General features: G+C 69.1%; 27 protein-coding genes. 10 read left to right on the top strand and 17 right to left on the bottom strand.

Annotated elements, in window-relative coordinates:
* Positions 1-198: 198 nt before the first annotated feature.
* The 6 genes from ACCO44_RS04055 to ACCO44_RS04030 form a co-directional block, all read right to left on the bottom strand.
* Complete coding sequence (locus tag ACCO44_RS04055; RefSeq protein ID WP_372468485.1) at positions 199-501, bottom strand: Dabb family protein; 303 nt, start codon at positions 499-501, stop codon at positions 199-201.
* Positions 498-794: a glutaredoxin family protein gene (locus ACCO44_RS04050; protein WP_372468483.1), complete on the bottom strand. Its 297-nt coding sequence runs from the start codon at positions 792-794 to the stop codon at positions 498-500. The genes ACCO44_RS04055 and ACCO44_RS04050 overlap by 4 nt, the downstream gene beginning before the upstream one ends.
* Positions 791-1,093 carry a rhodanese-like domain-containing protein gene (locus ACCO44_RS04045; RefSeq protein WP_136042966.1) on the bottom strand — a complete coding sequence of 101 codons (303 nt, stop codon included), beginning with the start codon at positions 1,091-1,093 and terminating at the stop codon, positions 791-793. The genes ACCO44_RS04050 and ACCO44_RS04045 overlap by 4 nt, the downstream gene beginning before the upstream one ends.
* A gap of 78 nt (positions 1,094-1,171) precedes the next feature.
* Positions 1,172-1,270, bottom strand: coding sequence for a 30S ribosomal protein bS22 (locus ACCO44_RS04040; protein ID WP_003792170.1), 99 nt, complete (start codon positions 1,268-1,270; stop codon positions 1,172-1,174).
* Positions 1,271-1,383: 113 nt separating this feature from the next.
* Positions 1,384-1,575: a helix-turn-helix domain-containing protein gene (locus ACCO44_RS04035; RefSeq protein ID WP_017204627.1), complete on the bottom strand. Its 192-nt coding sequence runs from the start codon at positions 1,573-1,575 to the stop codon at positions 1,384-1,386.
* Positions 1,576-1,714: 139 nt separating this feature from the next.
* Positions 1,715-2,647: a TetR/AcrR family transcriptional regulator gene (locus ACCO44_RS04030; RefSeq protein ID WP_372468480.1), complete on the bottom strand. Its 933-nt coding sequence runs from the start codon at positions 2,645-2,647 to the stop codon at positions 1,715-1,717.
* A 102-nt stretch (positions 2,648-2,749) separates the two neighbouring features.
* Between ACCO44_RS04030 and ACCO44_RS04025 the strand changes: the two genes are divergently transcribed.
* Positions 2,750-3,643, top strand: coding sequence for an ATP-binding cassette domain-containing protein (locus tag ACCO44_RS04025; RefSeq protein ID WP_372468478.1), 894 nt, complete (start codon positions 2,750-2,752; stop codon positions 3,641-3,643).
* Positions 3,640-4,467 carry an ABC transporter permease gene (locus ACCO44_RS04020; protein ID WP_105711143.1) on the top strand — a complete coding sequence of 276 codons (828 nt, stop codon included), beginning with the start codon at positions 3,640-3,642 and terminating at the stop codon, positions 4,465-4,467. Before ACCO44_RS04025 ends, ACCO44_RS04020 begins: the two co-directional genes overlap by 4 nt.
* A 7-nt stretch (positions 4,468-4,474) precedes the next feature.
* Here ACCO44_RS04020 and ACCO44_RS04015 read toward each other — a convergent pair whose 3' ends face one another.
* On the bottom strand, positions 4,475-4,882 hold the full coding sequence (locus ACCO44_RS04015) for a helix-turn-helix transcriptional regulator (RefSeq protein ID WP_029263852.1): 408 nt from the start codon (positions 4,880-4,882) through the stop codon (positions 4,475-4,477).
* A 106-nt stretch (positions 4,883-4,988) separates the two neighbouring features.
* Between ACCO44_RS04015 and ACCO44_RS04010 the strand changes: the two genes are divergently transcribed.
* From ACCO44_RS04010 to ACCO44_RS03995, 4 genes are all read left to right on the top strand, one after another.
* Positions 4,989-6,419: a TrkH family potassium uptake protein gene (locus tag ACCO44_RS04010; protein WP_029263851.1), complete on the top strand. Its 1,431-nt coding sequence runs from the start codon at positions 4,989-4,991 to the stop codon at positions 6,417-6,419.
* Positions 6,412-7,083, top strand: a complete 672-nt coding sequence (locus ACCO44_RS04005; protein ID WP_029263850.1) for a TrkA family potassium uptake protein — start codon at positions 6,412-6,414, stop codon at positions 7,081-7,083. The genes ACCO44_RS04010 and ACCO44_RS04005 overlap by 8 nt, the downstream gene beginning before the upstream one ends.
* Before the next feature lie 78 nt (positions 7,084-7,161).
* Complete coding sequence (locus ACCO44_RS04000; RefSeq protein ID WP_029263849.1) at positions 7,162-7,938, top strand: ABC transporter ATP-binding protein; 777 nt, start codon at positions 7,162-7,164, stop codon at positions 7,936-7,938.
* Positions 7,920-9,512, top strand: coding sequence for a hypothetical protein (locus ACCO44_RS03995; RefSeq protein WP_105711142.1), 1,593 nt, complete (start codon positions 7,920-7,922; stop codon positions 9,510-9,512). Before ACCO44_RS04000 ends, ACCO44_RS03995 begins: the two co-directional genes overlap by 19 nt.
* Positions 9,513-9,527: 15 nt before the next feature.
* Here ACCO44_RS03995 and ACCO44_RS03990 read toward each other — a convergent pair whose 3' ends face one another.
* Together ACCO44_RS03990 and proC are read right to left on the bottom strand one after the other, a co-directional pair.
* The gene (locus tag ACCO44_RS03990; protein WP_372468476.1) at positions 9,528-9,815 is read right to left on the bottom strand and encodes a DUF1905 domain-containing protein; all 288 of its coding nucleotides are present in this window, start codon (positions 9,813-9,815) and stop codon (positions 9,528-9,530) included.
* A 3-nt stretch (positions 9,816-9,818) separates the two neighbouring features.
* Complete coding sequence (proC, locus tag ACCO44_RS03985) at positions 9,819-10,658, bottom strand: pyrroline-5-carboxylate reductase (RefSeq protein WP_372468475.1); 840 nt, start codon at positions 10,656-10,658, stop codon at positions 9,819-9,821.
* A 59-nt stretch (positions 10,659-10,717) separates the two neighbouring features.
* Between proC and ACCO44_RS03980 the strand changes: the two genes are divergently transcribed.
* Positions 10,718-11,689, top strand: coding sequence for a cation diffusion facilitator family transporter (locus ACCO44_RS03980; RefSeq protein ID WP_029263845.1), 972 nt, complete (start codon positions 10,718-10,720; stop codon positions 11,687-11,689).
* 14 nt (positions 11,690-11,703) lie between these two features.
* Positions 11,704-12,129: a hypothetical protein gene (locus ACCO44_RS03975; protein WP_372468473.1), complete on the top strand. Its 426-nt coding sequence runs from the start codon at positions 11,704-11,706 to the stop codon at positions 12,127-12,129.
* A 26-nt stretch (positions 12,130-12,155) separates the two neighbouring features.
* Here ACCO44_RS03975 and tadA read toward each other — a convergent pair whose 3' ends face one another.
* The gene (gene tadA / locus ACCO44_RS03970) at positions 12,156-12,611 is read right to left on the bottom strand and encodes a tRNA adenosine(34) deaminase TadA (RefSeq protein WP_372468472.1); all 456 of its coding nucleotides are present in this window, start codon (positions 12,609-12,611) and stop codon (positions 12,156-12,158) included.
* Between the two features lie 80 nt (positions 12,612-12,691).
* On the opposite strand from tadA, the gene upp reads away from it, so the two are divergent.
* A complete protein-coding gene (gene upp, locus ACCO44_RS03965) occupies positions 12,692-13,324 on the top strand; it encodes a uracil phosphoribosyltransferase (protein WP_372468470.1) in 633 nt (210 codons plus the stop codon).
* A 59-nt stretch (positions 13,325-13,383) separates the two neighbouring features.
* Here upp and ACCO44_RS03960 read toward each other — a convergent pair whose 3' ends face one another.
* On the bottom strand, positions 13,384-16,854 hold the full coding sequence (locus ACCO44_RS03960) for a TM0106 family RecB-like putative nuclease (RefSeq protein WP_372468469.1): 3,471 nt from the start codon (positions 16,852-16,854) through the stop codon (positions 13,384-13,386).
* A gap of 87 nt (positions 16,855-16,941) precedes the next feature.
* The gene (nadE, locus tag ACCO44_RS03955; RefSeq protein WP_372468468.1) at positions 16,942-17,760 is read right to left on the bottom strand and encodes an ammonia-dependent NAD(+) synthetase; all 819 of its coding nucleotides are present in this window, start codon (positions 17,758-17,760) and stop codon (positions 16,942-16,944) included.
* Positions 17,761-17,869: 109 nt separating this feature from the next.
* Here nadE and ACCO44_RS03950 point away from each other — a divergent pair, with 109 nt between their 5' ends.
* Complete coding sequence (locus tag ACCO44_RS03950) at positions 17,870-18,427, top strand: nucleoside phosphorylase (protein WP_029263839.1); 558 nt, start codon at positions 17,870-17,872, stop codon at positions 18,425-18,427.
* Positions 18,428-18,458: 31 nt separating this feature from the next.
* Here ACCO44_RS03950 and ACCO44_RS03945 read toward each other — a convergent pair whose 3' ends face one another.
* The 5 genes from ACCO44_RS03945 to ACCO44_RS03925 form a co-directional block, all read right to left on the bottom strand.
* Positions 18,459-21,446 carry an AAA family ATPase gene (locus tag ACCO44_RS03945; protein ID WP_372468467.1) on the bottom strand — a complete coding sequence of 996 codons (2,988 nt, stop codon included), beginning with the start codon at positions 21,444-21,446 and terminating at the stop codon, positions 18,459-18,461.
* On the bottom strand, positions 21,447-22,616 hold the full coding sequence (locus ACCO44_RS03940) for an exonuclease SbcCD subunit D (protein WP_372468466.1): 1,170 nt from the start codon (positions 22,614-22,616) through the stop codon (positions 21,447-21,449).
* 110 nt (positions 22,617-22,726) lie between these two features.
* The gene (locus ACCO44_RS03935; RefSeq protein ID WP_372468464.1) at positions 22,727-24,172 is read right to left on the bottom strand and encodes an MFS transporter; all 1,446 of its coding nucleotides are present in this window, start codon (positions 24,170-24,172) and stop codon (positions 22,727-22,729) included.
* A gap of 310 nt (positions 24,173-24,482) precedes the next feature.
* The gene (locus tag ACCO44_RS03930; RefSeq protein ID WP_372468462.1) at positions 24,483-24,965 is read right to left on the bottom strand and encodes a DIP1984 family protein; all 483 of its coding nucleotides are present in this window, start codon (positions 24,963-24,965) and stop codon (positions 24,483-24,485) included.
* Positions 24,966-25,017: 52 nt separating this feature from the next.
* The gene (locus ACCO44_RS03925) at positions 25,018-25,326 is read right to left on the bottom strand and encodes a GNAT family N-acetyltransferase (protein WP_029263834.1); all 309 of its coding nucleotides are present in this window, start codon (positions 25,324-25,326) and stop codon (positions 25,018-25,020) included.
* Positions 25,327-25,419 lie beyond the last annotated feature (93 nt).

Below are 25,419 nucleotides of genomic sequence, written 5' to 3'. Positions count from 1 at the left end.
TCCCACCGTCAACGCCACGGCGGCAATCGCGCCAAAAGCTACCTTGTTCCACCTGTTCATCGCCGTTCGCCTTTCGCCGTTGGCCACTCTGAGCGGTGGCCGTTCAGCGGAGAACGTAGCCAAGAACTACGCTGCCAGACGGCAAGTGCTCCAGGTATGTGGAAAACACCTACAAGCCGAATGCAACGAGACGCGGTCTCAGACCTCGAAGTCGACCGCTGCGCGCGAGGCGACCACCGAGCGGATGTAGCCGGCGACCTCCTCGTGCGCGGGATGCACCTGGTACGCGTCGATGTCGGCGACCGAGTCGAAGTCGGCCACGAGCGTCACGTCCCAGTTCGTCTCCGGGTAGGCCGCGTTGGCACCGGCGGAGATCGACAGCAGCTGCGGCACGACACCCTCCAGGGCGTTGAGGCGACGAGCGACCTCGGCCGCCTGCTCGGCACGCACGGCGGCGTCTTCGGCCGCGAGCTTCCACATCACGACATGGCGGATGGTCACAGGGATTCCTTCGTCTCGGTTCGCGCCTCACCGCGGACCGCGGTCTCCAGCGCCTCACGCAGTCGTTCGGGCGATACGCGCCAGTGCGCGTGCAGATCGCCGTCGATCAGGACGACGGGGATCTTCTCCCACCACAGCTCATACAGTGCGGGGTCGTCCTGGATGGACGCCTCGACGATCTCGATCTGCTCCGCGGCGGCGTCAGGCAGCTCGGCGACGACAGCGTCGATCACGTCGGAGGCCACCTCGCACAGATGGCAGTCAGGCTTGCGGATCAGGGTCAGCGTGGTCACGCCGACGGCACCTCGACAGCGCGCCCCTGGGAGATCCACTCCCCCGTGCCGCCCTCGACGTTGGTGGCATCGAAGCCGCGTGACTCCAGCGCCTCGACGACGCGGGCGGAGCGACCGCCGGCCTGGCAGATGACGTCGAACGACTCCGCCGGCAGTTCATCGAGCCTGTTGCCGATCTCGGACATGGGGATGTTGACGGCGCCGGGCACATGGCCTGCGGCGAACTCGTCCACCTCCCGCACGTCGATGAGCGGAACACCCGACCGCTCGGCGAGTTCGGTGACGGTGATCGACTTCATGAAATCCTCTCGGCGGTACGGATCTGCGGGCAGAGACACAAAGCGCCCGTCCGAAGACAGGCGCTCGTGTCTGGTCGCTTACTTCTTGTTGCGACGCTGGTGGCGAGTCTTACGAAGCAGCTTGCGGTGCTTCTTCTTCGCCATGCGCTTGCGGCGCTTCTTGATGACAGAACCCACGGAAACCTCACTAAGTCAGTGGCTGGGTGTCGCCGAAATCGGACACCCGGGTACGGGCACGGAAAATGCCTCGGGTCAGTCTAGCAAACCCGACGGGCTCCGCCGCGCGCGCCTCAACCGACGTCGGCGATGGGCCGCTGCAGCGCATCGGCCACGGCGGACTCGGGCACGCGATAGCTGCGGCCGAAGCGAACGGCCGGCAGCTCCCCGGCGTGAACCAGCCGGTACACGGTCATCTTGGACACGCGCATCAGCTCGGCGACCTCGGCCACCGTGAGGAATCGGACATCTGGAACCTCGGGCATCCCACGTACCCCTTTCTCGATGTGCACACTCTATGGGGTAGCTGGGACGCATGTAAACCCATGTGGCCCGTGTGATCAACGGGACGAATGCGCGGTCACTGACCCGCGACGAGGGTACGCACTGAACCCGGGACGCGGGTCAGGCCGGCTTCTTCGCCTTGGCCAGTCGTTCGCGCGCCTCGCGAAGCGCCTGCCGCTCGATCTTGTGGGCCACGCGCAGAGCCTTCTCCGCGTCACGCACCGCCCTCTGCGCCTCCTTCAGACGACGGTCCCCCGCGAGTTCTACGGGCTCGAGGTCGACCCAGTCGGTCGCCACGGATCGCGGCTCACCACGCTCGAGGGCGGCGATGTACGCAGCAACGCCGTCGAGGGTCCGCTCGACCCCGAAGCGGAAGGGGTCGGCCGCGGAGAGGAACACGTCGTCTTCGATCGCGCGATGCAGCGCAGGGAATTCCTCCGCGGTGATCACCCGATCGAAGAGCTCGGCCTCGCGCGCAGAGACCTCGTCGGGAGTGAGGCCGCTGCCGCGGGCCTGCTCCGTGTAGCCGGCCAGCACGATCCCGCACCAGCGAGCATGCCCCGTCATGGCGAGCGCGACGGCCAGCCGCTCCTCGGCGGTCAGCGGGGTCTCTTCGAGCGCGGCGAGGCCTGCATCGAGCCAGGCGGAGCTGTTCGGAGTGATCGGCGATCCGGTGATCGGCAGCGAGAGCATCCAGGGGTGGCGCAGGTAGAGCATGATCTGCGCCTCGTACAGCGCCAGCAATCGTGCACGCCATCCGTCGACCTCGAGGTGGCTCGCCGGCGGAAGCCCCGTCGCCTGCTCCTGCATGAGCAGCAGCAGATCGTCCTTGGCGGTCACGTACCGATAGAGGGACATCGGCGTGAAGCCGAGCTTCGCCGCCACGGCCGCCATGGAAACGGCGCCGATCCCCTCGGCATCGGCCAGCTCGACGGCCGCATCGACGATCTTCTCGACGCTCATCTCCCGCTTGGGTCCGCGCTGCGGGTTCGCGGCGACACCCCAGGCGAGCGCGATCCCCCGTGGCAGCTCCGGCGGCTCGGTCTCAGTCATGCGCTCATCCTACTTCTGTTTATTTAATAAACAGTGTGTTACGGTCATACACAGTTGCGTTGCTCATACACAGTTTTCTTCATACACAGAAAGGATCGCCTGATGGACACAGCCATCGAGGTGCGCGGCCTGCACAAGGCCTTCGCCCAGAAGACCGTCGTCGACGGCCTGGACTTCACCGTCGGACGCGGAGAGGTCTTCGCCCTGCTCGGACCAAACGGGGCGGGAAAGACGACCACGATCAACATCCTCACCACACTCACCCGTGCCGACGCCGGTGCGGTGGCCGTCGCCGGGTGGGATGTACACACCCACGCGGTCGAAGTGCAACGCCGCATCAGCCTCACCGGTCAAGCGGCCGCCGTCGACGACGCCCTGACGGCGACGGAGAACGTGGTCATGTTCGCCCGGCTCGCCGGGCTCGGCCGCGCAGCCGCCGCGCGTCGTGCGACCGAACTGATCACCCAGTTCGATCTGACCGAGGCCGCCGCCCGCACCGTGCGCACGTTCTCCGGGGGGATGCGCCGTCGACTGGACCTCGCCCTGAGCTTCGTCGTGACCCCCGAGGTACTCTTCCTCGACGAACCGACGACCGGCCTCGACACCCGGAGCCGCCGCGACCTGTGGGACATCATCCGGACGCTCGCGGCGTCAGGCACCACGGTGTTCCTCACGACGCAGTACCTGGAGGAGGCCGATCAGCTCGCCGACCGGATCGCCGTGCTGCACGACGGCCGCATCGCCGCGCTCGGCACACCGGCGGAGCTGAAGGCGCGCATCGGCGGAGACACGGTCGAGCTCCATGACGGTGACGGCGCACTCAGCCGACGGATCCCCACCGACGGCACGGTCGCCGACCTGCGGCGAGCGCTCGACCTGCTCGATGAGGAGGGAGCCGACGGCGTCGTCACGCTGCGCCGCCCCACCCTCGACGACGTCTTCCTCGCCGTCACCTCGCCCACCTCGACTTCTCGCCCCGTGAAGGAGAACGCATGAACGCCACCCTGGCCACGCCTCGACCGACGGCATCCACCCCCTCCGCGCCCACTCCGCGTCCGAGGCTGCGCGGGTTCGCCGCCGAGGCCGTCTTCGTCGGACGGAGCCTGCGCCATTCCGTGCGCGACGGCGAATCGCTGCTGATGGCGATCATGCTGCCGGTGATGCTCATGCTGATGTTCACATGGGTCTTCGGCGGCGCCATCGACCCTTCGGGCGCATACGTCGACTACGTCGTGCCGGGCATCATCCTGACCTGCGCCGGCTTCGGAGCATCGTCCACCGCCGTGTATGTCGCGAACGACATGCGCACCGGCATCATCGATCGGATCCGCACCATGCCCCTGCGTGCAGGCGCCGTGCTCACCGGGCACGTCGTCGCCAGTGTGCTGCGGAACCTGGTCGCCACCGCGATCGTGATCGGCGTCGGCGTGCTGGTCGGGTTCCGACCCACCGCGGACCTCGGGGAATGGATCGCGCTGGCGGGCCTCATCACCCTCTACATCCTCGCGATCACCTACCTGTTCGCGGCGATCGGTCTCGCCGCAGGAAGCCCGGAGGGCGCGAACGGCTACGGTTTCGTCCTGCTGTTCCTGCCCTATCTCTCCAGCGCGTTCGTGCCCGTCGCGAGCATGCCGGAGTGGCTGCAGCCGATCGCGGGCAACCAGCCGATCACGCCCATCGTCGAGACGATCCGCGCCCTCCTGATGGATACGCCCCTGCAGGGCGAAGCCTGGTGGGCGATCGGCTGGTGCCTGGTCATCCTACTGATCGCGGTGACGTGGGGCGCGTGGCTCTTCCGCCGCAAGGCGGGACGTCGCTGAGGATGCCTCAGGCGCCGAGGCGCTTGAGTGCGTTGGCGACGGCATGCTTCGCGGAGGCCGCGGCGCGACCGACGACCTCCGCGGCGTGCGCGGCGCTGTCGTTCACGGGGTAGTCGATGTCGGGGGCCTCGTCGCCGTACGCATCGACGAGGAAGGGGACCAGCCAGTCGTCGACGACCTCGAGCGGCTCGACGGCGAGACTGTAGAAACGACGCTGTCCGTCTTCGCGCACCGAGACCAGCTCGGCATCGCGCAGCACCTTCAGGTGCTTCGACACGGTGGGCTGGCTGATGCCGAGGTCGGCGACGATCTGGCTGACGCTGGTGCCCGTCTCTCCTTCTTCCGTGCGTCGCAGCAGGAGCTGGAGGATGTCGCGCCTCGTACCGTCTGCGATCACGTCGAAGATGTCCGTCATGTGATCAGGGTAGTCGGCTCCGGCACGGAGTACCATGACGAAGGCTCGGCGACAGGCGCCGCGTGTCCGCAGCGCGCGGGCAAGAGAGAATCACGAGGGGGCAGCGATGTCGGGCATCGTTTCGGCGTCGTCCCCACGACAGGCCCTCAAAGGCGCCGCCGGACGGGTGAAGCACCTCGTCACGTCCTCGCCCTCCCGCTTCGCGATCGTCGTGTTCGCGCTCCTGATCCTCGTGTTCACGGTGCTGCTGTCGCTGCCGATCGCCTCCGCGAGCGGCACGGTCACACCGCTGAGCGATGCGCTCTTCACCGCCGTGTCGACGATCTGCGTCACCGGCCTCGCCACCGTCGACATGGCCAACCACTGGTCACCCTTCGGCCACGTCCTGATCTTCCTCGGGGTGAACATCGGCGCCCTCGGCGTCCTCACGCTCGCGTCTCTCATGGGGATGCTGATCTCCAAGCGGCTCGGGCTGCGGGCCAAGCTGCTGGCAGCGGGCGACACCAATCCTCTGCGGGCACACGGCGGCGTGGTGAACGAGAGCCAGACCGTGCGACTCGGCGAGGTCGGGCAGCTGCTGACCACGGTCGCCGTCTCGGCCCTCATCATCGAGGCATCGCTGGCAGCCCTGCTGTACCCGGCGCTGGTGATGGCGAAGGTCGACCCCATCGCCGCACTGTGGGAGGCCCCCTACTTCGCGGCCATGGCGTTCACGAACACCGGGTTCGCACCGAACGACGGTGGCGTCGCGGTGTTCGCGGACGACTATCTCGTGCTGTTCCTCCTCATGGTGGGTGTGTTCCTCGGCAGCATCGGCTTCCCCGTGATCTACACCCTCGCGAAGCACGTCTGGCACGTGAAGCGGTGGTCGCTGCACACCAAGCTGACACTCGTCACCACGGTGCTGCTGTTCATCCTGGGCGCCGCGGTCTTCGTCGTCCTCGAGTTCAACAACCCGAAGACGTTCGGGTCGATGGATGCGGCCGACACCACCTTCCAAGCCTTCTTCCTCTCCGCCATGACCAGATCCGGCGGCTTCAACGTGATCGAGATGGACGATCTGAACGGCTCGTCCCTGCTGGCCGCCAGCATGCTGATGTTCGTCGGCGGCGGCTCCGCCTCGACCGCCGGCGGCATCAAGGTCACCACTCTGGCCGTGCTCGCGATCGCCGTCTGGTCCGAGGCCAAGGGCCGCCAGTCGGTCGAGGCCTTCGGCCGCCGCATCCCCAGCGACGTGCAGCGCGTGGCACTCAGCGTCGTCGCGTGGGGCGCGACCATCGTCGCGCTCTCGACCATCACGATCTCCCAGATCACCAAGGACGACATCAGTCACGTGCTGTTCGACGTCATCTCGGCGTTCGGCACCGTCGGCCTGTCCACGGGGCTCACCGCAGAGCTCCCTGATTCGGCCTCGTACGTCATGGCCGCGACCATCTTCATGGGGCGCGTTGGTACAGTGACACTCGCCGCGGCGGTCGCCGCGACATCGCGAACGCAGTACTACTCACTGCCCGTGGAAAGGCCGATCGTTGGTTGAAGTCCTCCGGGGCGACGCTCCCGTCCTCGTCATCGGTCTCGGTCGGTTCGGCGCTGCCTGCGCCGGAGAGCTCGACCGCCTTGACCGCGAGGTGCTCGCGATCGACGACAACCTCGAACTCGTGCAGAAGTGGTCCGACCGCGTCACCCACACGGTGCAGGCCGACGCGAAGAACATCGACGCCCTCCGCCAGGTCGGCGCCCAGGACTTCCAGGTCGCCGTCGTCGCGGTCGGGTCCTCGATCGAGGCGTCCGTGCTGATCACCGCGAACCTCGTCGACCTGAAGGTGCCGCAGATCTGGGCCAAGGCGGTCTCGCAGTCCCACGGCAAGATCCTCGCCCGTGTCGGTGCGAACCATGTCATCTACCCCGAGCGCGAGGCCGGCGAGCGCGTGGCGCACCTCGTGAGCGGGCGGATGCTCGACTTCATCCGCTTCGACGACGACTTCGTCCTCGCCAAGATGTACCCGCCGAAGTTCATCCGCGGCGTCGGCCTGAACGAGTCGGGCGTGCGCTCGAAGTACAAGGTCACGGTCGTCGGTGTGAAGAGCCCCGGCAAGCCGTTCCGCTACGCCGAGGCGAACACCATCGTCACGAACCACGACCTCATCATCGTGTCCGGCACCAACAGCGACATCGAACGCTTCGCCGGCCTCGACCGCTGACCTCGGACACGTCCGGATACCTCGACTCCCCCTCACGGCGGATGCATCGTCGTGCACGGCCGTGGTGGGATGGGACTCATGACCGACAACGCAGCGGCCCCTCCCGTCCTCGCCCTCCGCGGGCTCCGCAAGCAATTCGGGCAGAAGATCGCGGTCGATGACCTCTCCCTCGATGTGCCGGCCGGATCCATGCTCGGGCTCCTCGGCCCCAACGGCGCGGGCAAGACCACGACGCTCGCCATGACCACGGGTCTGCTGCGGCCGGATGCCGGCGCCGCGTGGGTGCTGGGCGCGGACGTATGGCAGAACCCCGCCGACGCGAAGGCCCGGATGGGCGTGCTCCCCGACGGCATCCGCATGCTCGACCGCCTCACCGGTGCCGAGCTGCTGCGCTACACCGGGTTGCTGCGCGGCATGGCCGAAGCCGAGGTGGTCTCGCGCAGTGACGAGCTCCTCGCCGCGCTCGGCCTCACCGATGCTCGGGACCGGCTCGTGGTCGACTACTCGGCGGGCATGCGCAAGAAGATCGGCCTGGCGTGCGCGCTGATCCATGCACCTCGTCTGCTGATCCTCGACGAGCCGCTCGAAGCCGTCGACCCGGTGTCCGGCGAGACGATCCGGCAGATCCTCCGGGCGTTCGTCGACGGCGGCGGCACCGTGGTGCTGTCCAGCCACGTGATGGAGCTCGTCGAGTCGATGTGCGATCGGGTCGCGATCGTCGCCGAGGGACGCCTGCTCGCGAACGGCACTCTCGACGAGGTGCGCGCCGGACTGTCGCTGCAGCAGCGGTTCCTCGCCCTGGTGGGGGCGCATGACCTCGGGACGGAGACGCTCGCATGGTTGCGCTCCTCGTAAGCCTGCGCTGGCGCCAGCTGCGCCACCAGTTGTCGCGCAATCCCTGGATGGTCGTCACCCTGATCATCACCGGACTGATCGCCCTCGGATTCCTCGCCGCACTGACGGCGGGACTCGTGGCGCTGCGGTTCGCCGCCCCTGACGCCGCCGTCACCGCGATCGTGCTGGCGGGCACCGTCATCGTCCTCGGCTGGTGGGTCGGGTCGATCCTGGTCAGTGCCGATGACTCGCTCGCGCCGGAACGGTTCGCGCTGCTCCCCCTGACCGCAAGCTCCCTGCTGCCGGGCTTCGTCGTCGCGGGGGCGACGACGGTGGGCGGCATCGGCACCACCGTCGCACTCCTGCTCATGCTCCTCGGCTGGTCGGTGAGCCTGCCTGCGCTGCTGACCGCCCTGATCATGATCCCCGTCGCCGTGGCCACCTGCGTGCTGGGCGCGCGCGTGGTGAGCGGTGTGCTGGCCGGCTGGCTCGCCCGACGCAGCGCCCGCGACCTGGTGGTGATCGTCGGCGTGGTGCTTCTCTCCTCGTCCGGTGTCCTGCTCAACGTGGGGATCGGCGCGCTGGTCCGGGTGAACGATGTCGGCGGAGCCTTCACGACCATCGCCGACATCGCCGCCTGGACTCCGATGGGCGCCGTCTTCGGCGTCTCCGGATCCGTGGCTCAGGGCGACTTCCTCACGGCGGCGCTCCGGCTGCTCATCGCTCTCGCCACAGTCTCAGCCCTGTGGTTCGCGGCACAGGGCCTGCTCGCTGCGCGCCTGGTCGCCCCCATCCAGGACGCCGGCGGCGGACGCGTGCGCTCGGCCGGGCTGCTCGACCGGATACTGCCGGCCAGCCCGGTCGGGGCGATCGCCGCCCGCACGCTGCGATACTTCCGGCGCGACCCCCGGCAAATCGTGAACATCGTGATGCTCCTGCTGCTGCCCGCGATCTTCATCGGGCTCTCCCTGATGAACGGGCTGCAGGACGAGTCCATCGGGTTCGGTCCGGCCATCATCCTCATCCCGACGATCAACGCGCTCCTCACCGGCACGATCGTGCAGATGGCGATCGCCTACGACAACGACGCGGTCGCGGCCCACATCCTGAACGGCGTCAGCGGCGCCGCGGATCGGGCAGGGCGACTGCTCGGATTCGGGCTGATCGCGATCCCCGTGACGCTGCTGCTGTGCGCGGCCACCTGCCTGATCGCCGGCCGATGGGACCTGCTCCCCGCAAGCATCGGGTCGGCCTTCGGCCTGACGGCGATCTCGGCAGGCGCCGGGGCCTGGGTGGGCAGCTTCCTTCCTGGCCGCGCGCCCGCACCCGAGGCGAATCCGCTCGGTCGTGGCTCGTCCGGCGGCGTGCAGTCGCTGCTGGCGATGATCATCATCGGGCCGATCACGCTCGTGCTCGGGGCGCCGGCGCTCGGGTTCGCCATCGCCGGCATCTGGAATCCTGCGCTCGGCTGGGTGAGCCTCGGCTGCGGCGTCGTGCTCGGCGCCGCGGCCCTGTGGGGCGGGGCGGTGCTGGGCGGCAGCATCCTGAACCGGCGCTGGCCGGAAGTTCTCGCCGAGGTCTCCAGCGAGAGCTGAGCGGAGGTCGGGCGGTCAGGCGTCGATGTCGAGGACGAGTTCGACCACGCCATCGACGCCCAGGCCCTCGCGGTCCTGGAGCACCTTCTTGATCGGCACGATGTAGCCGCCGTCCTTCGGCCAGAGGGCCGTGGTCACGGTGGTGGAACCGATGGTGACGGATGCGGGGATCATCCCCCACCCGTACGTGACGATCGACGCGACCTCGTGGATCAGCTCGCTCTCGGCAGGCGGCACGGTGACGAAGTGGAACGGCGCCGGCCCGCGCCAGTACCAGATGACTCCCTCGATCCGCAGCTGCATGGATCAGGCCCCGGCGGCGAGTTCCTTCGCCCGCGCGAGGGCTGCGGCCGCGGCATCCGCGAAGGTGCGGTCGAGCTGCGCGTCCTGCAGAACGGCGACCGCACGCTCGGTGGTTCCCTTGGGGCTCGTGACACGACGACGCAGCTCGGCGGGGTCCTCCCCCGACGCGTCGAGCAGCGCGGTCGCACCGATGAAGGTCTGCTCCACCATCAGCCGGGCGTCGGCGTCGGCGAAGCCCATGCCGACAGCGGCCTTCGTGAACTCCTCGATCAGCAGGTACACGTAGGCGGGCCCGGAGCCCGAGATCGTGGACAGCGCGTCGATCTGCGACTCCGGAACCTCGACGACCGCGCCGACGGTCTCGAACAGCCGGCGGACGAGGGCGAGATCCTCGGCGGTGGCGGCGGAACCGGCAGCGAGACCCGTGACGCCCTTGCGCACGGTCGACGGCGTGTTCGGCATCGAGCGGATGACGCGGGCGTCGGCGCCGAGCACGTCGGCAAAGGTCTGGAGCGTGACGCCGGCGGCGACGCTCACCACGATCGCGTCGTCCGTCAGGTGCGGAGCGATCTCGCGCAGCAGGTCGGGCACCATCGCGGGCTTGACGCCGACCAGCACGATCCGCGCGCTTGCGGCGGCCTCGGCGTTGCCGTCCGGCCGTTCGGCGAGCGCGATACTCGTGACCCCGTCGAGGCCGGCGAACGCCTCGGCCTTCTCCGCAGTACGGTTCGTCGCGGTGATCCCGCCGTCGATCCGGATGCCGGAGGCGACCACACCCCGGAGGATCGCACCGCCCATCGAACCGGCACCGAGAAAAGCGAGAGAAGGAAGCGAGTGAGCCATGTCGTCATCCTACGGCGGGCACTCCCGCAACCTCGGGCGGGCGGTTCTAGACTCGTCCCATGAGTGCATCCGGAGGCAACAAGGCCATCGTCGCGGCGTTCCTGGCGAACCTGGGTATTGCCATCGCGAAGTTCATCGCCTGGGCCCTCTCCGGCTCCGCCTCGATGCTCGCCGAGGCCATCCACTCCGTCGCCGACTCGGGCAACCAGCTGCTCCTGATGCTCGGCGGACGCAAGGCCCAGCGGGAGGCCGACCGCGCACACCCGTTCGGCTACGGCCGGGAACGCTACGTGTACGCGTTCGTCGTCTCGATCATCCTGTTCTCGGTCGGTGGCCTGTTCGCGATCTACGAGGGCATCGACAAGCTCACGAACCCGCACGAGCTGGACAAGACCTGGTGGTGGCTGCCCCTGGTCGTCCTCGCCGTCGCGATCGGGCTGGAGTCGTTCTCCCTGCGCACGGCCGTGCGCGAGAGCAACCTCGTGCGGGAGAAGGGGCAGTCGTGGGTGTCGTTCGTGCGCCGTTCGAAGGCCCCCGAGCTGCCGGTCGTGCTGCTCGAAGATGTGGGCGCTCTGACCGGTCTCACCTTCGCTCTGCTCGGCGTCGGGCTCACACTGCTCACCGGCAACCCCGTTTTCGACGCACTCGGCACCGTGATGATCGGTGTGCTGCTCGTGCTGATCGCCATCGTGCTGGGCATCGAGACCAAGAGCCTGCTGGTCGGTGAGGGCGCGACCCAGGCCGACCACGACCGGATCGTCGATGCCATCAACGCGGGCGACGAGATCGAGAAGATCATCCACATGAAGACCCTCTACCTCGGCCCGGACGAGCTGATGGTCGCCGCGAAGATCGCCCTCAACGCCGACAAGCCGCTGCGCGAGGCCGCCGATGACATCAACGCGATCGAGGCCCGTATCCGCGACGCCGTGCCGGTCGCGCGCATCGTGTACATCGAGCCGGATGTGTACCGCCCGGCGATCGACCCCGAGCCATCGACCGACGTCTTCGTGCTGAAGTCGTCGGACTGATCACGGAGTCCGACATGATGCAGGCGAAGAAACTCGTCGGGCTCCTGGGCGCGGCCGGTCTGGCCGTCCTGCTCTCCGGTTGCTCCCTGAACACGATGCTCTGGGGCGACGACGGAGCTGGGGTGATCGAGACTACCGAGGGCCTGATCGACGCAGCGACGGAAGGCGAAGCCGACTCGTACACGTGCGAGGGTCACGACCCGGAGCTTCGCGAACCGGCGGACTGGGAAGGGCTGTCCGCGGAGGAGCCCGAACGCTTCGTGGCGGACTACTGGCCGGATCAGGTCCCCCTGGAGCCACGCTGGAACATCGGCCTCTCCCTGCCTACGGAGCGCGTGGCCGGTGGCGTGGAATTCCCCGGCTACGTCTTCTACCAGGAGACCGACGACGGGCTGTGCGTCGTCGACGTCACCTGGTGGACCGTCGAATCCGAGGGCTGACGAGCCCGACGCGTGCACGCTGCGGCTCAGCGCCGCTGCTCGAAGAACGTCCGCAGCAGTGCCGTCGCCGCCTCCGCCTCGATTCCGCCGATCACCTCCGCCCGATAGGGCAGCCGCCGATCACGCAGCACGTCGTACATGGAACCGGCCGCACCCGCCTTGTCATCCCAGGCACCGAAGACCACCCGACCGACGCGTGCCTGCAGGATCGCGCCGGCGCACATGATGCACGGCTCGAGGGTCACGACCAGCGTGTGCCCCTCGAGATTCCAGGACCCGACGGATGCCGCCGCACGCCGCAGCGCCTCGATTTCGGCATGCCCGGTCGGATCGTTCGTCGCCGCGCGGGTGTTGCGCCCCTCGGCGATGATCCGCCCGGCGGGGTCCAGGACCACGGCGCCGACGGGGATCTCCGACTCTGCCGCGGCCTCGGCAGCGAGCTCGAGCGCACGCCCCATCGCGAGGTCGTCGGCAGCGGTCATGCGTCGAGCCTACGACAGCCGCCGGCCGCCGCCGGTGCCTCGATGTCGTTCCCGGAGGCGCGGCGCATTACCCTGTATCCATGCGCGTTCACGTGGCCGACCACCCTCTCATCACTCACAAGCTCTCGGTGCTGCGCGACGTGCGCACCCCTTCGCCGGTGTTCCGGCAGCTCACGGAGGAGCTCGTCACGCTGCTCGCGTACGAGGCGACCCGCAACGTGAAGGTGAGCCCAGTCGAGATCACCACGCCGGTGACGACGACGATGGGCGTCAAGATCTCCGAGCCGCGACCGATCGTGGTGCCGATCCTGCGCGCCGGCCTCGGCATGCTCGAGGGCCTCGTCAAGCTGCTCCCGACCGCCGAGGTCGGGTTCCTCGGCATGGTCCGCGACGAGACGACGTTCGAGCCGACGACCTACGCCGAGCGCCTCCCCGACGACCTCAGCGACCGCCAGTGCTTCGCGATCGACCCGATGCTGGCCACCGGCGGCTCGCTCGCCGCGGCGATCCAGTTCCTGTTCGACCGCGGCGCGAAGGACGTCACCGCGATCTGCCTGCTGGGCACACCGGAGGGCGTCGCCGCGATCGAGGCCATGGCCGGTGACCGCGATGTGACCCTCGTGCTGGGTGCGCTCGATGAGCGTCTCGACGAGAAGGGGTACATCGTGCCCGGGCTCGGCGACGCCGGCGATCGGCTCTACGGCACGGTCTGACCCGGCCGACTGCACTCCGCGACGCGGTCGTCTCACAGAGCCCGTCGAAGCGGGGGCACTCAGTCCGCCGCGCCGACCAGACGGGCGAACGCGCTGAGACGAGCGACTCCCTCCGGGGTGTACGGCAGATCGTCGAGCAGTGCGGGCGAGTGGATCAGGTAGGCGACAACCTGCGCGCGGGAGATCGCCACGTTCAGTCGGTTCTGCAGCAGAAGGAACTCCGGGCCGCGCGGAGCGTCCCGCCCGCTGGAGGCCGCGAGCGAGGTGATCGAGACGACCGCCTCCTTGCCCTGGAAGTTGTCGACCGTGCCGACCGGGACGTCGTGATAGCCCGCCGTCGCGAGTGCATCGAGCACGAGCTGACGCTGTGCGTTGTACGGCGTGACCACGATGATGTCGGCGGGCACGAGCGGCCGGGTGGACCGGGACTCGTCGTTGTCGGTGAAGGAGCGACCGATCAGGTCACGGACCAGCCGGACGACCTCGGCCGCCTCCTCGGGCGACTGCGTGGAATTGCCGCGGTGCCGCAGGGGGATGACGTGCAGACCAGGTTCGATCCCCTGGACCGCCCGCAGCTCGGTACCGGGGGCTGACGCCAGCTGTCCCGCGTAGGCCAGCGTGGACACCGGTGCCGCGACGAAGGGATGCATCCGCCAGGAGCGCGCGAGGAAGTAGCCGTACTCCGGCCGCACGACCGGGTCGCCATCCATCACCCAGCCGAGCGCGGAGGCGTCGACCGGTTCGGGGTGGGCGCCCTGACTCACCTGCGGAAGCTGCTGCGGATCGCCGAGGAGCAGGAGCCGCTTCGCCCCGGCGGCGACCGCGATGGTCGAGGCGAGCGAGAACTGCCCCGCCTCGTCGATCACGAGCAGGTCGAGCCCGTCGCGGTCGACCCGCTGGGTGTTGCTGAAGTCCCAGGCCGTCCCGCCCACGACGGCACCCTCGGAGGCGTGCTCGGCGAGGAAGGCCGCCATCCCGGGCTTCGGGATGGCGGTATACGAGTGCGTCGCATCCGGATCCTTCGGAGCCTTGGCGACCTGAGCCGGTGCGACCCCATCGGCCACGACCCGCTCGAGCAGCGTCTCGATGATCGCGTGCGACTGCGCCACGACGCCGACCTTGAAGCCGTGCTCGTTCACGAGGCGTGCGATGACCCGGGATCCGGTGTAGGTCTTGCCCGTTCCCGGAGGGCCCTGCACCGCCAGATAGCTGCGGTCGAGGTCGAGCACCGCCGACACGATCGCGCCGACGGTGTCGTCGCCGGCAGCGGGGAGAGGTTTCCCCGACACGGTGCGCGGAGGAATCCGGCGCAGGATGTCGGTCGCGGCGTCGTCCGGGAACCCCGGAGCTGCGGCGTGCACCGCATCGGCCCACTCGTCGATCGCGCCCTGGAGGGACACGACGCGTGGCGGTGCGGCCGGGGTGAGGGCGAGCGGCAGTTCGTCCCAGGTCTGCCCCTGCACCGCCGACTCGGTGATGAGGTAGCCGTCGTCGAGCACCTCCGCCACCGTGACGGTGTGCGGCACATGCACCGCCCGCGAAGGGACCTCGGTGTCGAACGGCGCCGGAACGCCGTAGAGCGCGAACGGCTGCGACCCGGCGCCGAGCGTCGTGCCGGGCGACACCTCGCCACGGATCTCGACGTCACGAGACATCACCCGACGCCCCTCACCGATGCTCCAGTCACGACGGACGGTCGAGGACGGGCGGTCGACCCGCACCACATCGCGCGTCCCGTCCCACATGGTCACCGGCTCGCGAAGCCGCTGGAAGTGCGACACCCAGAAGCTCTTCGCCTCGCGCGGGAAGTAGTCGATCGCGGCGGCCGCGAGCCGATGAACGAGCCCGTCACCACCCGCCTCGACCGCGCGCTCGGCATCTGCGAGGAGGGCGACCGAGCGCGGCGACGGCTCGTAGATGACCTCGTCAGCCTCGTCGGGCGGGGCCGGGGTGACACCCTCTTTACGCGCGATGTCGATCAGCCAGTTGCGCAGGCGCCTGGTCGACACGCAGTCGTAGCGGTTGTAGTCGGCGAGGTCGGCGAGAACTGCGTCTGCCCCGGCCTGCTCCCCCGCAGCGGCGAGCTCACGGGCCGCGACGTACTGCACGATCGAGTCGTCGCCCTTCTGCACGTCGCTGGTTCGCACGTCGGCGCCCATGTACAACGGCTCGAGCTTCTTGATCGAGTACGAGCGCGAACCGACGCGCACCGTCCGCAGCACGAGCGGATACAGGTCGACGAACACGCCCTCGCGCAGCAGCCGATCCACCTCGCCCTCGCGCACCCCGTGCCGTGCCGCCATCGCCACCAGGTGCGAGGTCTCGTAGGGCGCGTAGTGGTAGATGTGCATGCCGGGGTGGGCGATCCTGCGCGCATTCACGAAGTCGAGGAACGTCTCGAGCGCGCGCTTCTCGTCGGCGAAGGTATGCGCCCAGAGGGCCGAGTACTGGTCGGCGTTGTCGACCCACCCGAAGAGGTAGTCGATTCCCCAGTGCCCCTCGCCGTCGGCGGCCGGCTCCGTGTAGAGGGGGTCGCCCTCGAAGTCGAAGAAGATGTCGCCGTGGCTTGGCAGCGGGAGGGTGTGGATCGCCGGCGCGTAGTGCACGTCGTAGGTGGGCCGCCCCTCGGCATCGGCGCGCAACTGCAGTCGCGCCTGGTCGCGGAGCGTCTCGAACGTGTCGATGTTCATCCCCGCTGGCGGCCCCGATGCCTCCGCCAGGGCATCGATCGTCTCGATCCCGGACGCACGCAGTCGCGCACGCTGCACCGGGCGCATCCGCGCGACCATCAGGAGATCGCGGTGGGCGAGCACCTGCTCCTCGCAGGTCGCGCATCGCCCGCAGGCCACGACCTGAAGGTCGCCGCGATCGTCTCCCCAGGCGAGCGGCGCACCCGTCGCCCCGTCGGCGATGCGCCGGTCGGCGATGAGCGCCCGCAACCGAGCCCTCCGCACCTGGAAGAGCGGAAGGAGATCGTCGACCCGATGGGTGCTGAGTGTGCCGTCGCCGAGGATCAGGTCGACCTCGTCGGAGCGGGGGATGCCGAGCCGGTCGAGCTGGTCGACATATGCCGCGAGCTGCATGAGGGCCGTGACCCGGGCCTTGCGCGCCAGTTTGGAGTCCTGCACCCGCCATCGGCCGTCGTCGTCTTTGCGGAGGAAGTCGGCGAACCCGACGAACTCGTCGGTGGAGAAAGCCGCTTGGAACACCACGAGCGCATCGGAGCGCAGGGCCGCGACCGTCTCTTCGATCGCGGCCGCCAGAGCCTCGGCATCGACCGACGAGACCTTCTCGATGCGGTGGACACTCGCATCGCCAAGTTCGTCGATGTACCGGGCGAGCACGTTCTGCTCGTGCACGTCGCCGAGCTCGGCGGCACGCTTCAGAGTCGCGTCTTCGGGCTCTTCGACGGCCGGGACTCGCCCCAGCTTCGCGTCGATCGCCCGACACCACGCGAACTCGCACTCGGCGGCCGCCTTGAGGTCGCTTGCGCTCCAGATGACGCGCTGCGCCTGAGTGTCGATCCGCACGATGCTCCCGTTCTGTCGGATGCTTCGACACTATCCGCGGCATCCGACACGACGCGAAGCGGCGCCTCCGCAGATGCGAACGTGCGGTCAGCGCCACCAGGTGTCGTCGGGGGTCACCGGGAGGTGCCGCTTGTGCTGCGTGGCGAGGTATCGCGCCTCGATGCGGCCGGCGACCTCCGGGTCGACCGGGCGCCCCTCCAGGAAGTCGTCGATCTGCTCGTAGGTGAGACCGAGTTCGTCCTCGTCGGCACGACCGGGCTGGCCGTCGAGCAGGTCGGCGGTGGGCACCTTGAACGCGAGACGATCCGGAGCATCCAGGAACTGCAGGAGCGAGCGCCCCTGACGCTTGGTGAGACCGGACAGCGGGAGGATGTCGGCCGCGCCGTCGCCGAACTTCGTGTAGAAGCCCGTGACCGCCTCGGCGGCGTGGTCGGTACCGATCACGAGGAGACCGTCGTGACCTGCGAGCGCGTACTGGGTGACCATGCGGAGGCGAGCCTTGATGTTGCCGCGGTTGAAGTCGCTGATGTCGCTCGTAACCGCGAACTCGATGTCTTCCTCGACGCCGTCGACGCCGTTCTGGATGTTGACCTCGACGGAGGAGTCGGGCGCGATGAACTCCAGCGCGGCCTGGGCGTCATCGGCATCGTGCTGCACGCGGTAGGGCAGACGCACGGCGAGGAACTTCGCCTCGCCGCCCTCGGCCCGCACCCGCTCGACCGCGAGTTGGGCGAGGCGACCGGCGAGAGTCGAGTCCTGCCCGCCGGATATCCCGAGCACATACCCCTTCGCCCCCGTCGTGCGCAGGTAGTCGGCGAGGAAACCGATGCGACGCTCGGTCTCGGCTTCGGGGTCGACCTCGGACCTGACACCGAGGTCCTCAGAGATCTGCTGCTGCAACGACATGTGATCCTCCGCTCGTTTCCTCGAATCAGTATCCCGCTTCCGTGTTACGTCGGGGTGACGTCGCGGCGTTCGGATGCTCCTGCCAGTCACGACCTGAGAGAATGGGGCAGTGAAACTCCTCGTCGCCGCGCTCGCATCCGAACTGTCCGCCTTCCCCGAGGAACTCGAGGGCTTCGACCGTCTCGTGACCGGCCCGGGCAAGCTGCAGGCGACGTACGCCCTGACGCGTGCGCTCGACGCCACCGTCTACGACGAGATCGTGGTCGTCGGCACGGCGGGCGCGATCGATCCCGACCTCGAAGCGACCGTCCACGAGGTCGGCACCGCGTTCCAGCACGACGTCACCGACCTCGACGGCGTCGCCGGCCAGCACGTGTCGCTGCCGGCGCGGGTCGCCACTGGGCGCGACGGCGTGCTGATCGCGACGGGCGACCACTTCGTCGAGGATGCCGAGGTCACCGCCGTGATCCGTCCTTCCGGAGCGGCACTGGTCGACATGGAGACCTACGCCTACATCTGGGTCGCAGGACAGTTCGGCGTGCCCATCCGCGTGTTCCGCGCCGTGTCCGACCAGGCTGAAGACGGCGCATTGACCGACTGGCGCGAGGCGGTCGCCCGCTGCAGCGTGCAGCTTCGCGACTTCATCCGCACCGAGTACGGGGTCTGACGCGGCGGAGGCCATCGGCTTCCGCGTAGGCTCAGCGGGCCTCGATGATGCTCGGACCGTTCGGCAGCGCCCGCACCGTGAGCTGCGCCGGGATCTGCTCCTGCATGGCCTCGACATGGCTGATGACTCCGACCGTCCTGCCGCCCTGTCGCAGCTCGTCGAGCGTGCGCATGGCCACATCGAGCGTGTCGCCGTCGAGGGACCCGAAGCCCTCGTCGATGAACAGCGTGTCGAGGCGGATTCCGCCGGCCCGGGCCGTGACCACCTCGGCGAGACCGAGTGCGAGTGCGAGTGAAGTGAGGAAGGTCTCGCCGCCCGACAGCGACTGCGGCGGCCGCGTCTGCCCGGTGAAGGCATCGGAGACCACGATCCCGAGTCCGGATGCTGCCCCTCGAGCCGCGAGCGCGTCGGAGTGCTGCAGCTGGTAGCGGCCCGTCGACATGTCGTGCAGGCGCCGGTTCGCCGCGTCGACGATCTCTTCCAGCTCGGCCGCGAGGACGAACGTCTCCAGCGTCATCTTTCGGGTGTTCGCGCCTCGCCCGGCGATCGTGTCGGCGAGGTTCTGCAGCACAACGAATTCGGCGGCATTGGCGGCGGTGCGCGCATGCTCGGCGGTGGCGGAATCGATCAGTCCCCCGAGCCGTTCGGCCGTGCCCGCCGCTCGAGCCGCCGCGTCGACCGCCTCGGTCCAGATCGCTCGGGCGGCCACCGAGGCCTCTTCGACGGGCGCGAGGTCGATCGGCTCCTCCGGCAGCGTCCGCAGCTCCAGATCGAACAGGATCGCCCGTTCCTTCTCCCGCTGCACGGCGTGCTCGGCGATGCGCGCGTCCAGTGCCTCCTGCGTCGCGACGGAGCGGAGGGCGTGTTCAGCGGCGGTCACATCGTCGAACGGCGAGTCGGCGATCGCCTCATCCCGCTCGGCCTCCGCCTCGGCCAGCGCCTGCGTCCTGCGCAGACGTTCTGCCATCGCCTGGGCGACCGCGCGGGCGGCGGAGATCCTGGTGGCCATGTCGTCGAGACGCTCGGCGACCGTGTCGAAGGAGCCGCGCGCCTCGGCGATCAGCGTGTGGGCCTCCGTGCTCCGCTGCTGCAGCAGAGCGTGCTGCTCCCGCGCCCGAGCGAGCGCCGCCATGCCCTCGGTCTTCTCGGCCTCGAGCTGATCGACCCGGGCGACGAGGCCGCTCAGTTGCACGTCGAGCACCGTCAGCTCATCGGCTGCGGCCAGGCTGAGCGCGTGGGCTGCGGCGGCTGCTTCGTACTCCGTCTCGGCCTGGTCGACGCTCCGCCCGTCCGCGCGGGCGGAGACAGCAGCGAGTTCAGCTCGCAGGCTCGAAGACGCCGCGGAGCGTTCGCGCTCCCGCTGCGCCGCGACGTCGCGGGCCTTCTCCGCTTCAGCGATGTCGTCGGGCGAGACAGGATCGGCGTGCGTGGCCGGAGCCGGATGCTCGAGTGAGCCGCAGACCGGACACGGATGCTCGGGGCGCAGGCTCGACGCGAGTTCGCCGGACATCCCGTCGATGCGGCGCTGCCGCAGCTGTGCGAGGTTCGTCTGCGCGGCGGCGTGCACAGCAGTGGCGTCGGCGAGTTCGAGCTCGGTCGAGGCCTGCGTCTTCTGCAGCCGCTCCGCCTCGCGAGCCGCCGTGCGTCGAGCGCCTGCCTCTTCCTGGGCCGCTCGGGCATCGCCCACGCGGTCGGCCAGACGACGTTTCTCGTCGCGTTCCGCTGTCAGCGCGGCGATCGCGGCGGGGAGGGCGGCGCGTTCCGCTTCCCCGGCTTCGAGGCGCGCGGTCGCCGCCGCAACGGTCTCGTCGGCGGACTGCAGCTCGGCCTCGAGCGCCGACGCCTGGCCCTCGAGCTCCCGCGCGCGCTCCCAGGAACCGCTTTCCCTGGTGCGCGCAGCAACCCAGCCGTCGAGGTCGCCATCGACGGTGACCTCGAACGCGTCCCACACCGCCCGTGACCGCTGCTCGTCTTCGGCCGCCACGGTGACCGCCGCCTGCGCTCGGGCTGCGGCAGTGATCGTCGACCGCACCGCCTCGGCGGCACGCGCGGCTGAGAGCTCGGCGCGGGCCTCGTCGATCGACGGCGCATCGGCATCCAGTCGCTCGAGCGCTGTCCGGGCGCGATCACGTTCCCCCTGGGCATGCTTCTCTTCGCGAGCGGTGGCGAGCGCCGCATCGGCATCGGCCGCACGCTTCTCCGCCTCCACCCGCTCCGAGGCGCGGCGCTCCGCCCGATAGTCGGCACGCGCCCTCGCTCGTCGGAGTGCCTCGAGACGCCCTTCTATCGGCGGGGGGCCGGACACCGCCGCGTCCTCGGTCGGCGCTGTCACGTCGTCGGAGAGCCCGCTGGTGATCACGAGCTGCTCGGCCTCGTCGATACGCGCATTCACCGTCGCGAGCCGAGCGCCGAGTGTCTGTTCCGCCTCCCGGCGCCGCTCGTCGAACCGTGCCTGCACGTCTTCGAACCGCTGTGTGCCGAACAGCCGCCGCAGCAGTGCCTGGCGGTCTCTGCTGCCCGCGAGCAGGAACTCCGAGAATCGGTTCTGCGCGAGGAGGATCACCTGGAGGAACTGCTCGCGGCTGAGCTGGAGGATCTCATCGAGCTCGCCTGCGACATCGACGGCGCGAGCGGCGCGACCCACCCAGCCGGCATCGGTCCACTCGTCGAGGGCGACGGCCGAGGCCTGCTTGGTCATGCCGCCGCCACGTTTGGCGGGACGCAGGTACTCCGGTGAACGGGTCACACGGAAACGGCCCGCCGGAGTGCTGAACTCGACCACCACCTCCGACGGATCGTCGGGCTCGCAGTGATCGCTGCGCAGCCGCTTCTCACCGCCGTCGTAACGCGGCACCCCGCCGTAGAGTCCGAAGCACACGGCGTCGAGGATGCTCGATTTACCTGCCCCCGTGCGGCCGGCGATGAGGAAGATGCCGTCATCGGCGAACGCGTCGAAATCGACGACCTGCCGCGAACGGAAGGGACCGAAGCCCTCGACCTCCAGGCGATGGAGACGCATCTAGACGAGTGCCTCCGCGCGCACGCGCTCATCGAGCACCGCACGGATCAGCTCGTGCTCGACCTCGGTGGGCCCGTGTCCTGCCCGCACATGCTCGAGGAACGCCTCGATGCGGTCGGCGTCGGTGACGGCGGAGCGCAGCCGCTGCACGTACGACTTCTCCTCCACCTCTGCGACAGCTGCGGGCTGGTGCTGAACCATCGCGCAGTGGGGATAGCTCTCTCGCAGACGCCGCATCGGCTCGGACTGCGGCACCGCATCCGTGTAGACGGCGCAGACCCAGTCGTCGGCGTGTGCGGCGACGGTGTCGGCTGCGAGGATCTCTCCGAGCGAGCCCGTGAGCGTGACGAGCCGACGCGGAACCGGCAGCTCGAGCCACTCGACCGTGGCGAGGCCCTCGGCGTCGAGCTCGACCAGCCAGGATCCGCGCGGCTTGTCCTGCTCGCCGAAGCTGTAGTGCAGCGGAGCACCCGCGTACCGGACGCGCTCGCTGATCTGCTGGCGCCCGTGGATGTGCCCGAGCGCGACGTAATCGGGGCCGTCGAAGACGCTCAGCGGCACGACGTCGAGTCCGCCCTGACGCACCTCGCGTTCGAGCCCGACGGTCGCGTCGACGCCGGCCGCGAAGCAGTGCGCGATCGCCACTGAACGTCCCTCGTGCTCGCGCATGCCGGCGCGGACCAGATCCATCGCATGAGCCATGGTCTGCGCCTGCGTGCGCAGCTGCCGCCCCGAACTGTCACCCTCGGGCCAGTGCTGACGGACGATCGCCGGTTCGAGGTAGGGGATTCCGAAGAAGTGAACAGGCCCCTCGGGGTCGGCGATGGTGACCGGCACGCCGACCGCGAGCGGATCTGTCAGCACGTGGATGCCCTCGCGGAGCAGCCGGGCCTGGAAACCGAGTCGCGCGGCCGAGTCGTGGTTGCCGCTCGTGACGATGACGCGGGCGCCCGTCTCGTGCAGTGACACCAGCGCATCGCCGAGCAGCGTGTACGCGGCGCCCGACGGCGTCGCGGAGTCGAAGACGTCGCCCGCGACGACGACGACGTCGACCGCGTTCTCGCGAACCTGCTCCGTGAGCGCGCCGAGCACCTCGGCCAGCGCGTCCATGGTCGAGTTGCCATGGAACGTCCGGCCGATGTGCCAGTCGGAGGTGTGCAGGATTCGCATACTCACACGGTACGAACACCCTCGGACATTACGTGCGAGGCGTGCCGCGGCATCCGTTCCCGGGGCGGGAATCGGGCGATCTACGCCGGGACGGATGCCGCGACCACGGCTCAGTGCGCGGCGAGGGCCCGCTCGCCCTGCGTGGGCATCAGCTCCTCCTTGGTGCCGCGCACCAGGAACATCGCGATCACGGAGGCGGCGACCATGAAGATCGCGGCGGCGATGAACGTCCAGCCGTATGCGTCGGTCAACTGCGACGGCGTGACGTCGGCCTGAGCGTGACCGCCCACGGAAGCCGCGTACACGGCGGTGAACACCGACAGCCCGATCGATCCGCCGATCTGCATCGCCGAGTTCGCCATGGCGGACGCGACGCCGGCATCGTGCGGGGCCACCCCCGACAGCGCCAGGTTCTGCAGCGGGATGAAGATGAAAGCCATGCCGACACCGAGCACCACCAGCGCAGGGGCGACCTGCAGGAGGTACGCGCCGTCCGGCGTGATCCCCGAGAGGTAGACCATCCCCGCCGCGGCGAGCAGCGGTCCGACGATGAGCATCGGCCGCGGTCCGATCACCGGCAGCAGCCGGGTCGCGATCGGTGCGATGATCATGGTCGCGATCGGCAGGGGCAGCGTGGCGAGTCCTGCCGGGAACGCCCCCATCCCGAGCACGAACTGCAGGTGGAACGTGAGGTACATCGTGGCGCCGATCATGATGGCGCCGGCGACACCCTGGATGAGGAACGCGCCGCCCCGGACGCGGTCGGCCACGATCCGCAACGGCAGCAGCGGCTGCGCGACCCGGCTCTCGATCCAGACGAAGACCGCGAGCAGGACGACACCGAGCACCAGGAACGTGATCGTCAGCGGATCGCCCCAGCCGTGCTCGGCGAGGCTGAACCCGTAGACGAGGGCCCCGAGCCCGAGGGTCACCGTGATGGTCCCCCAGACGTCGTACCGATTCTCACCCTCGGCCCTGCTCTCGGTGAGGAAGAGGGCGCCGCCGATGAGCCCGACCACGACGAAGAAGATGTTCACGAAGAGGCACCAGCGCCAGTCGGCGAATTCGGTCAGCAGCCCGCCGAGCAGGAGGCCGACCGCCGCCCCCGTTCCCGCGACGGTGCCGAACACGGCGAAGGCGGTGTTGCGCTCACGGCCGGAGGGGAACGTCACCGTCAGCAGAGCCAGTGCCGCCGGAGCGAGCAGCGCCGCGAAGACGCCCTGGAGCCCGCGGGCGAGGATGAGCTCCCACCCCTGCTGCGCGAACCCGCCGTACAGCGATGCCGCGCCGAATCCGATCATGCCGATCATGAAGATGCGCTTGCGGCCGATGTAGTCGGCGAGGCGTCCGCCGAAGAGGAGGAGCGCACCGAACGCGAGGGCGTAAGCCGTGACGACCCACTGCCGCTGTCCGTCGGTGAGACCGAGAGCGGCCTGTGCACGCGGCAGCGCGATGCTCACGATGGTGCCGTCGAGCACCACGACGAGCTGAGTGAGGGAGATGACGATGAGTGCCCACCACCGGGAATGTGGACGGGCGCGCAGGGATGAAGACATGGAAAAACCTCCGGTGTCTGATGAGGATGCCGGAGGTTTCGAGCCTCGGATCAGCGCGCCTCTCGGCGCCTGACCACCTCAGCCAACGGGGCTGAGCAGAACTCCATTCTATCGCATGATGTTCGAGGAGGAAGCGGAAGGTCCCCTGACCCACCCTCGTCGCGACGATCGGCACGCGGTGATGCGAGATGCGCTGTGCACCTTCACCTGTGCGGCGTGCGGGGCTGCGCGATGCGATATCAGGGCTGCCCTCCGCCCGACAGGTGCCGGCTTGCCCCGCCGACTGAGGGTTGTGCCCGCTTCGTCGTGACTACCGACTTCCGCTCTCCTCCTCGAGGTCGTTCGACCAGTTCGCCTGCTGGATCCGGTTGTCGAGCTCCCGCAGCTCCTGCGCGACGGCGTCGGCCCTCGATCGCAGCTGCGCGACCGGAAGCGCCGAGACCTGCCGCAGCTCCGACCGCATCTGGCGCAGGTACTGGTCGTTGGATCCGGATGCCGCGGCGGCCGCATCCGTCAGCACGGAATGGCGCAGGCGCAGCACATCGCGGGCGGCGAGCGCATCCGTCATCGTGCCGGCCGCGCCCAACTCGAGTCGCGCGTTGGTCGCATTGATGCGACGGATCAGGTCACGCAGCTGGGTCAGGGCGGCGTCGGCTTCGACGATGAGCGCCGCGGCGTCCTCTGCCGGCTCCTCCCCCTCCTGGAAGCGGGCGTTCGCGACGATGCGGGCACGCAGCTGCTCGATGCGGCGCTGCAGATCGGCTCGTGCGGTGAGGGCCTCAGCGAGTTTCATGGGCTCATCCTCGCAGCAGGCGGCCGTAACACGGCGTCATACAGCAGGCGAGTCAGCGCGAACGCAGCAGCGGGGCGTGCTCGGGGTTCGCTGCGAACCAGTCCGCGACGTACCAGCAGACGGCGTCGACTTTGCGGTCTCCGCGCTCCTCGATGTCGGCGACGGCCCCCTCGACGACCTTCCCGGCATAGCCGTTGCCGCGGAAAGTCGGGACCGTGAAGGCTCGCGTCAGAGCGATCGTGTGTCCGTCGTCGCGGTAGTCGAGAACGCTCACGAGCTTTCCGTCGCGCATGAGCGTGTAGCGCGACGCGTCCTTCTCGTCGGTCAGGATGAAGCCGCCGACAGTGTGCGAGATCGTCATCCGAGCAACGTTACGCCCGCTCACGGTCGCCCGGGCGTTTTGACATGAGCGGTCATGATCGGACATAATCCCCCCATGACCACCAACGCAAGC

Origin of the sequence: Microbacterium maritypicum (assembly GCF_041529975.1) — a bacterium.
Lineage (GTDB): Bacteria > Actinomycetota > Actinomycetes > Actinomycetales > Microbacteriaceae > Microbacterium.
The sequence above is the reverse complement of the archived record's forward strand: the minus strand, read 5'-3'. Positions and strand labels throughout refer to the sequence as shown.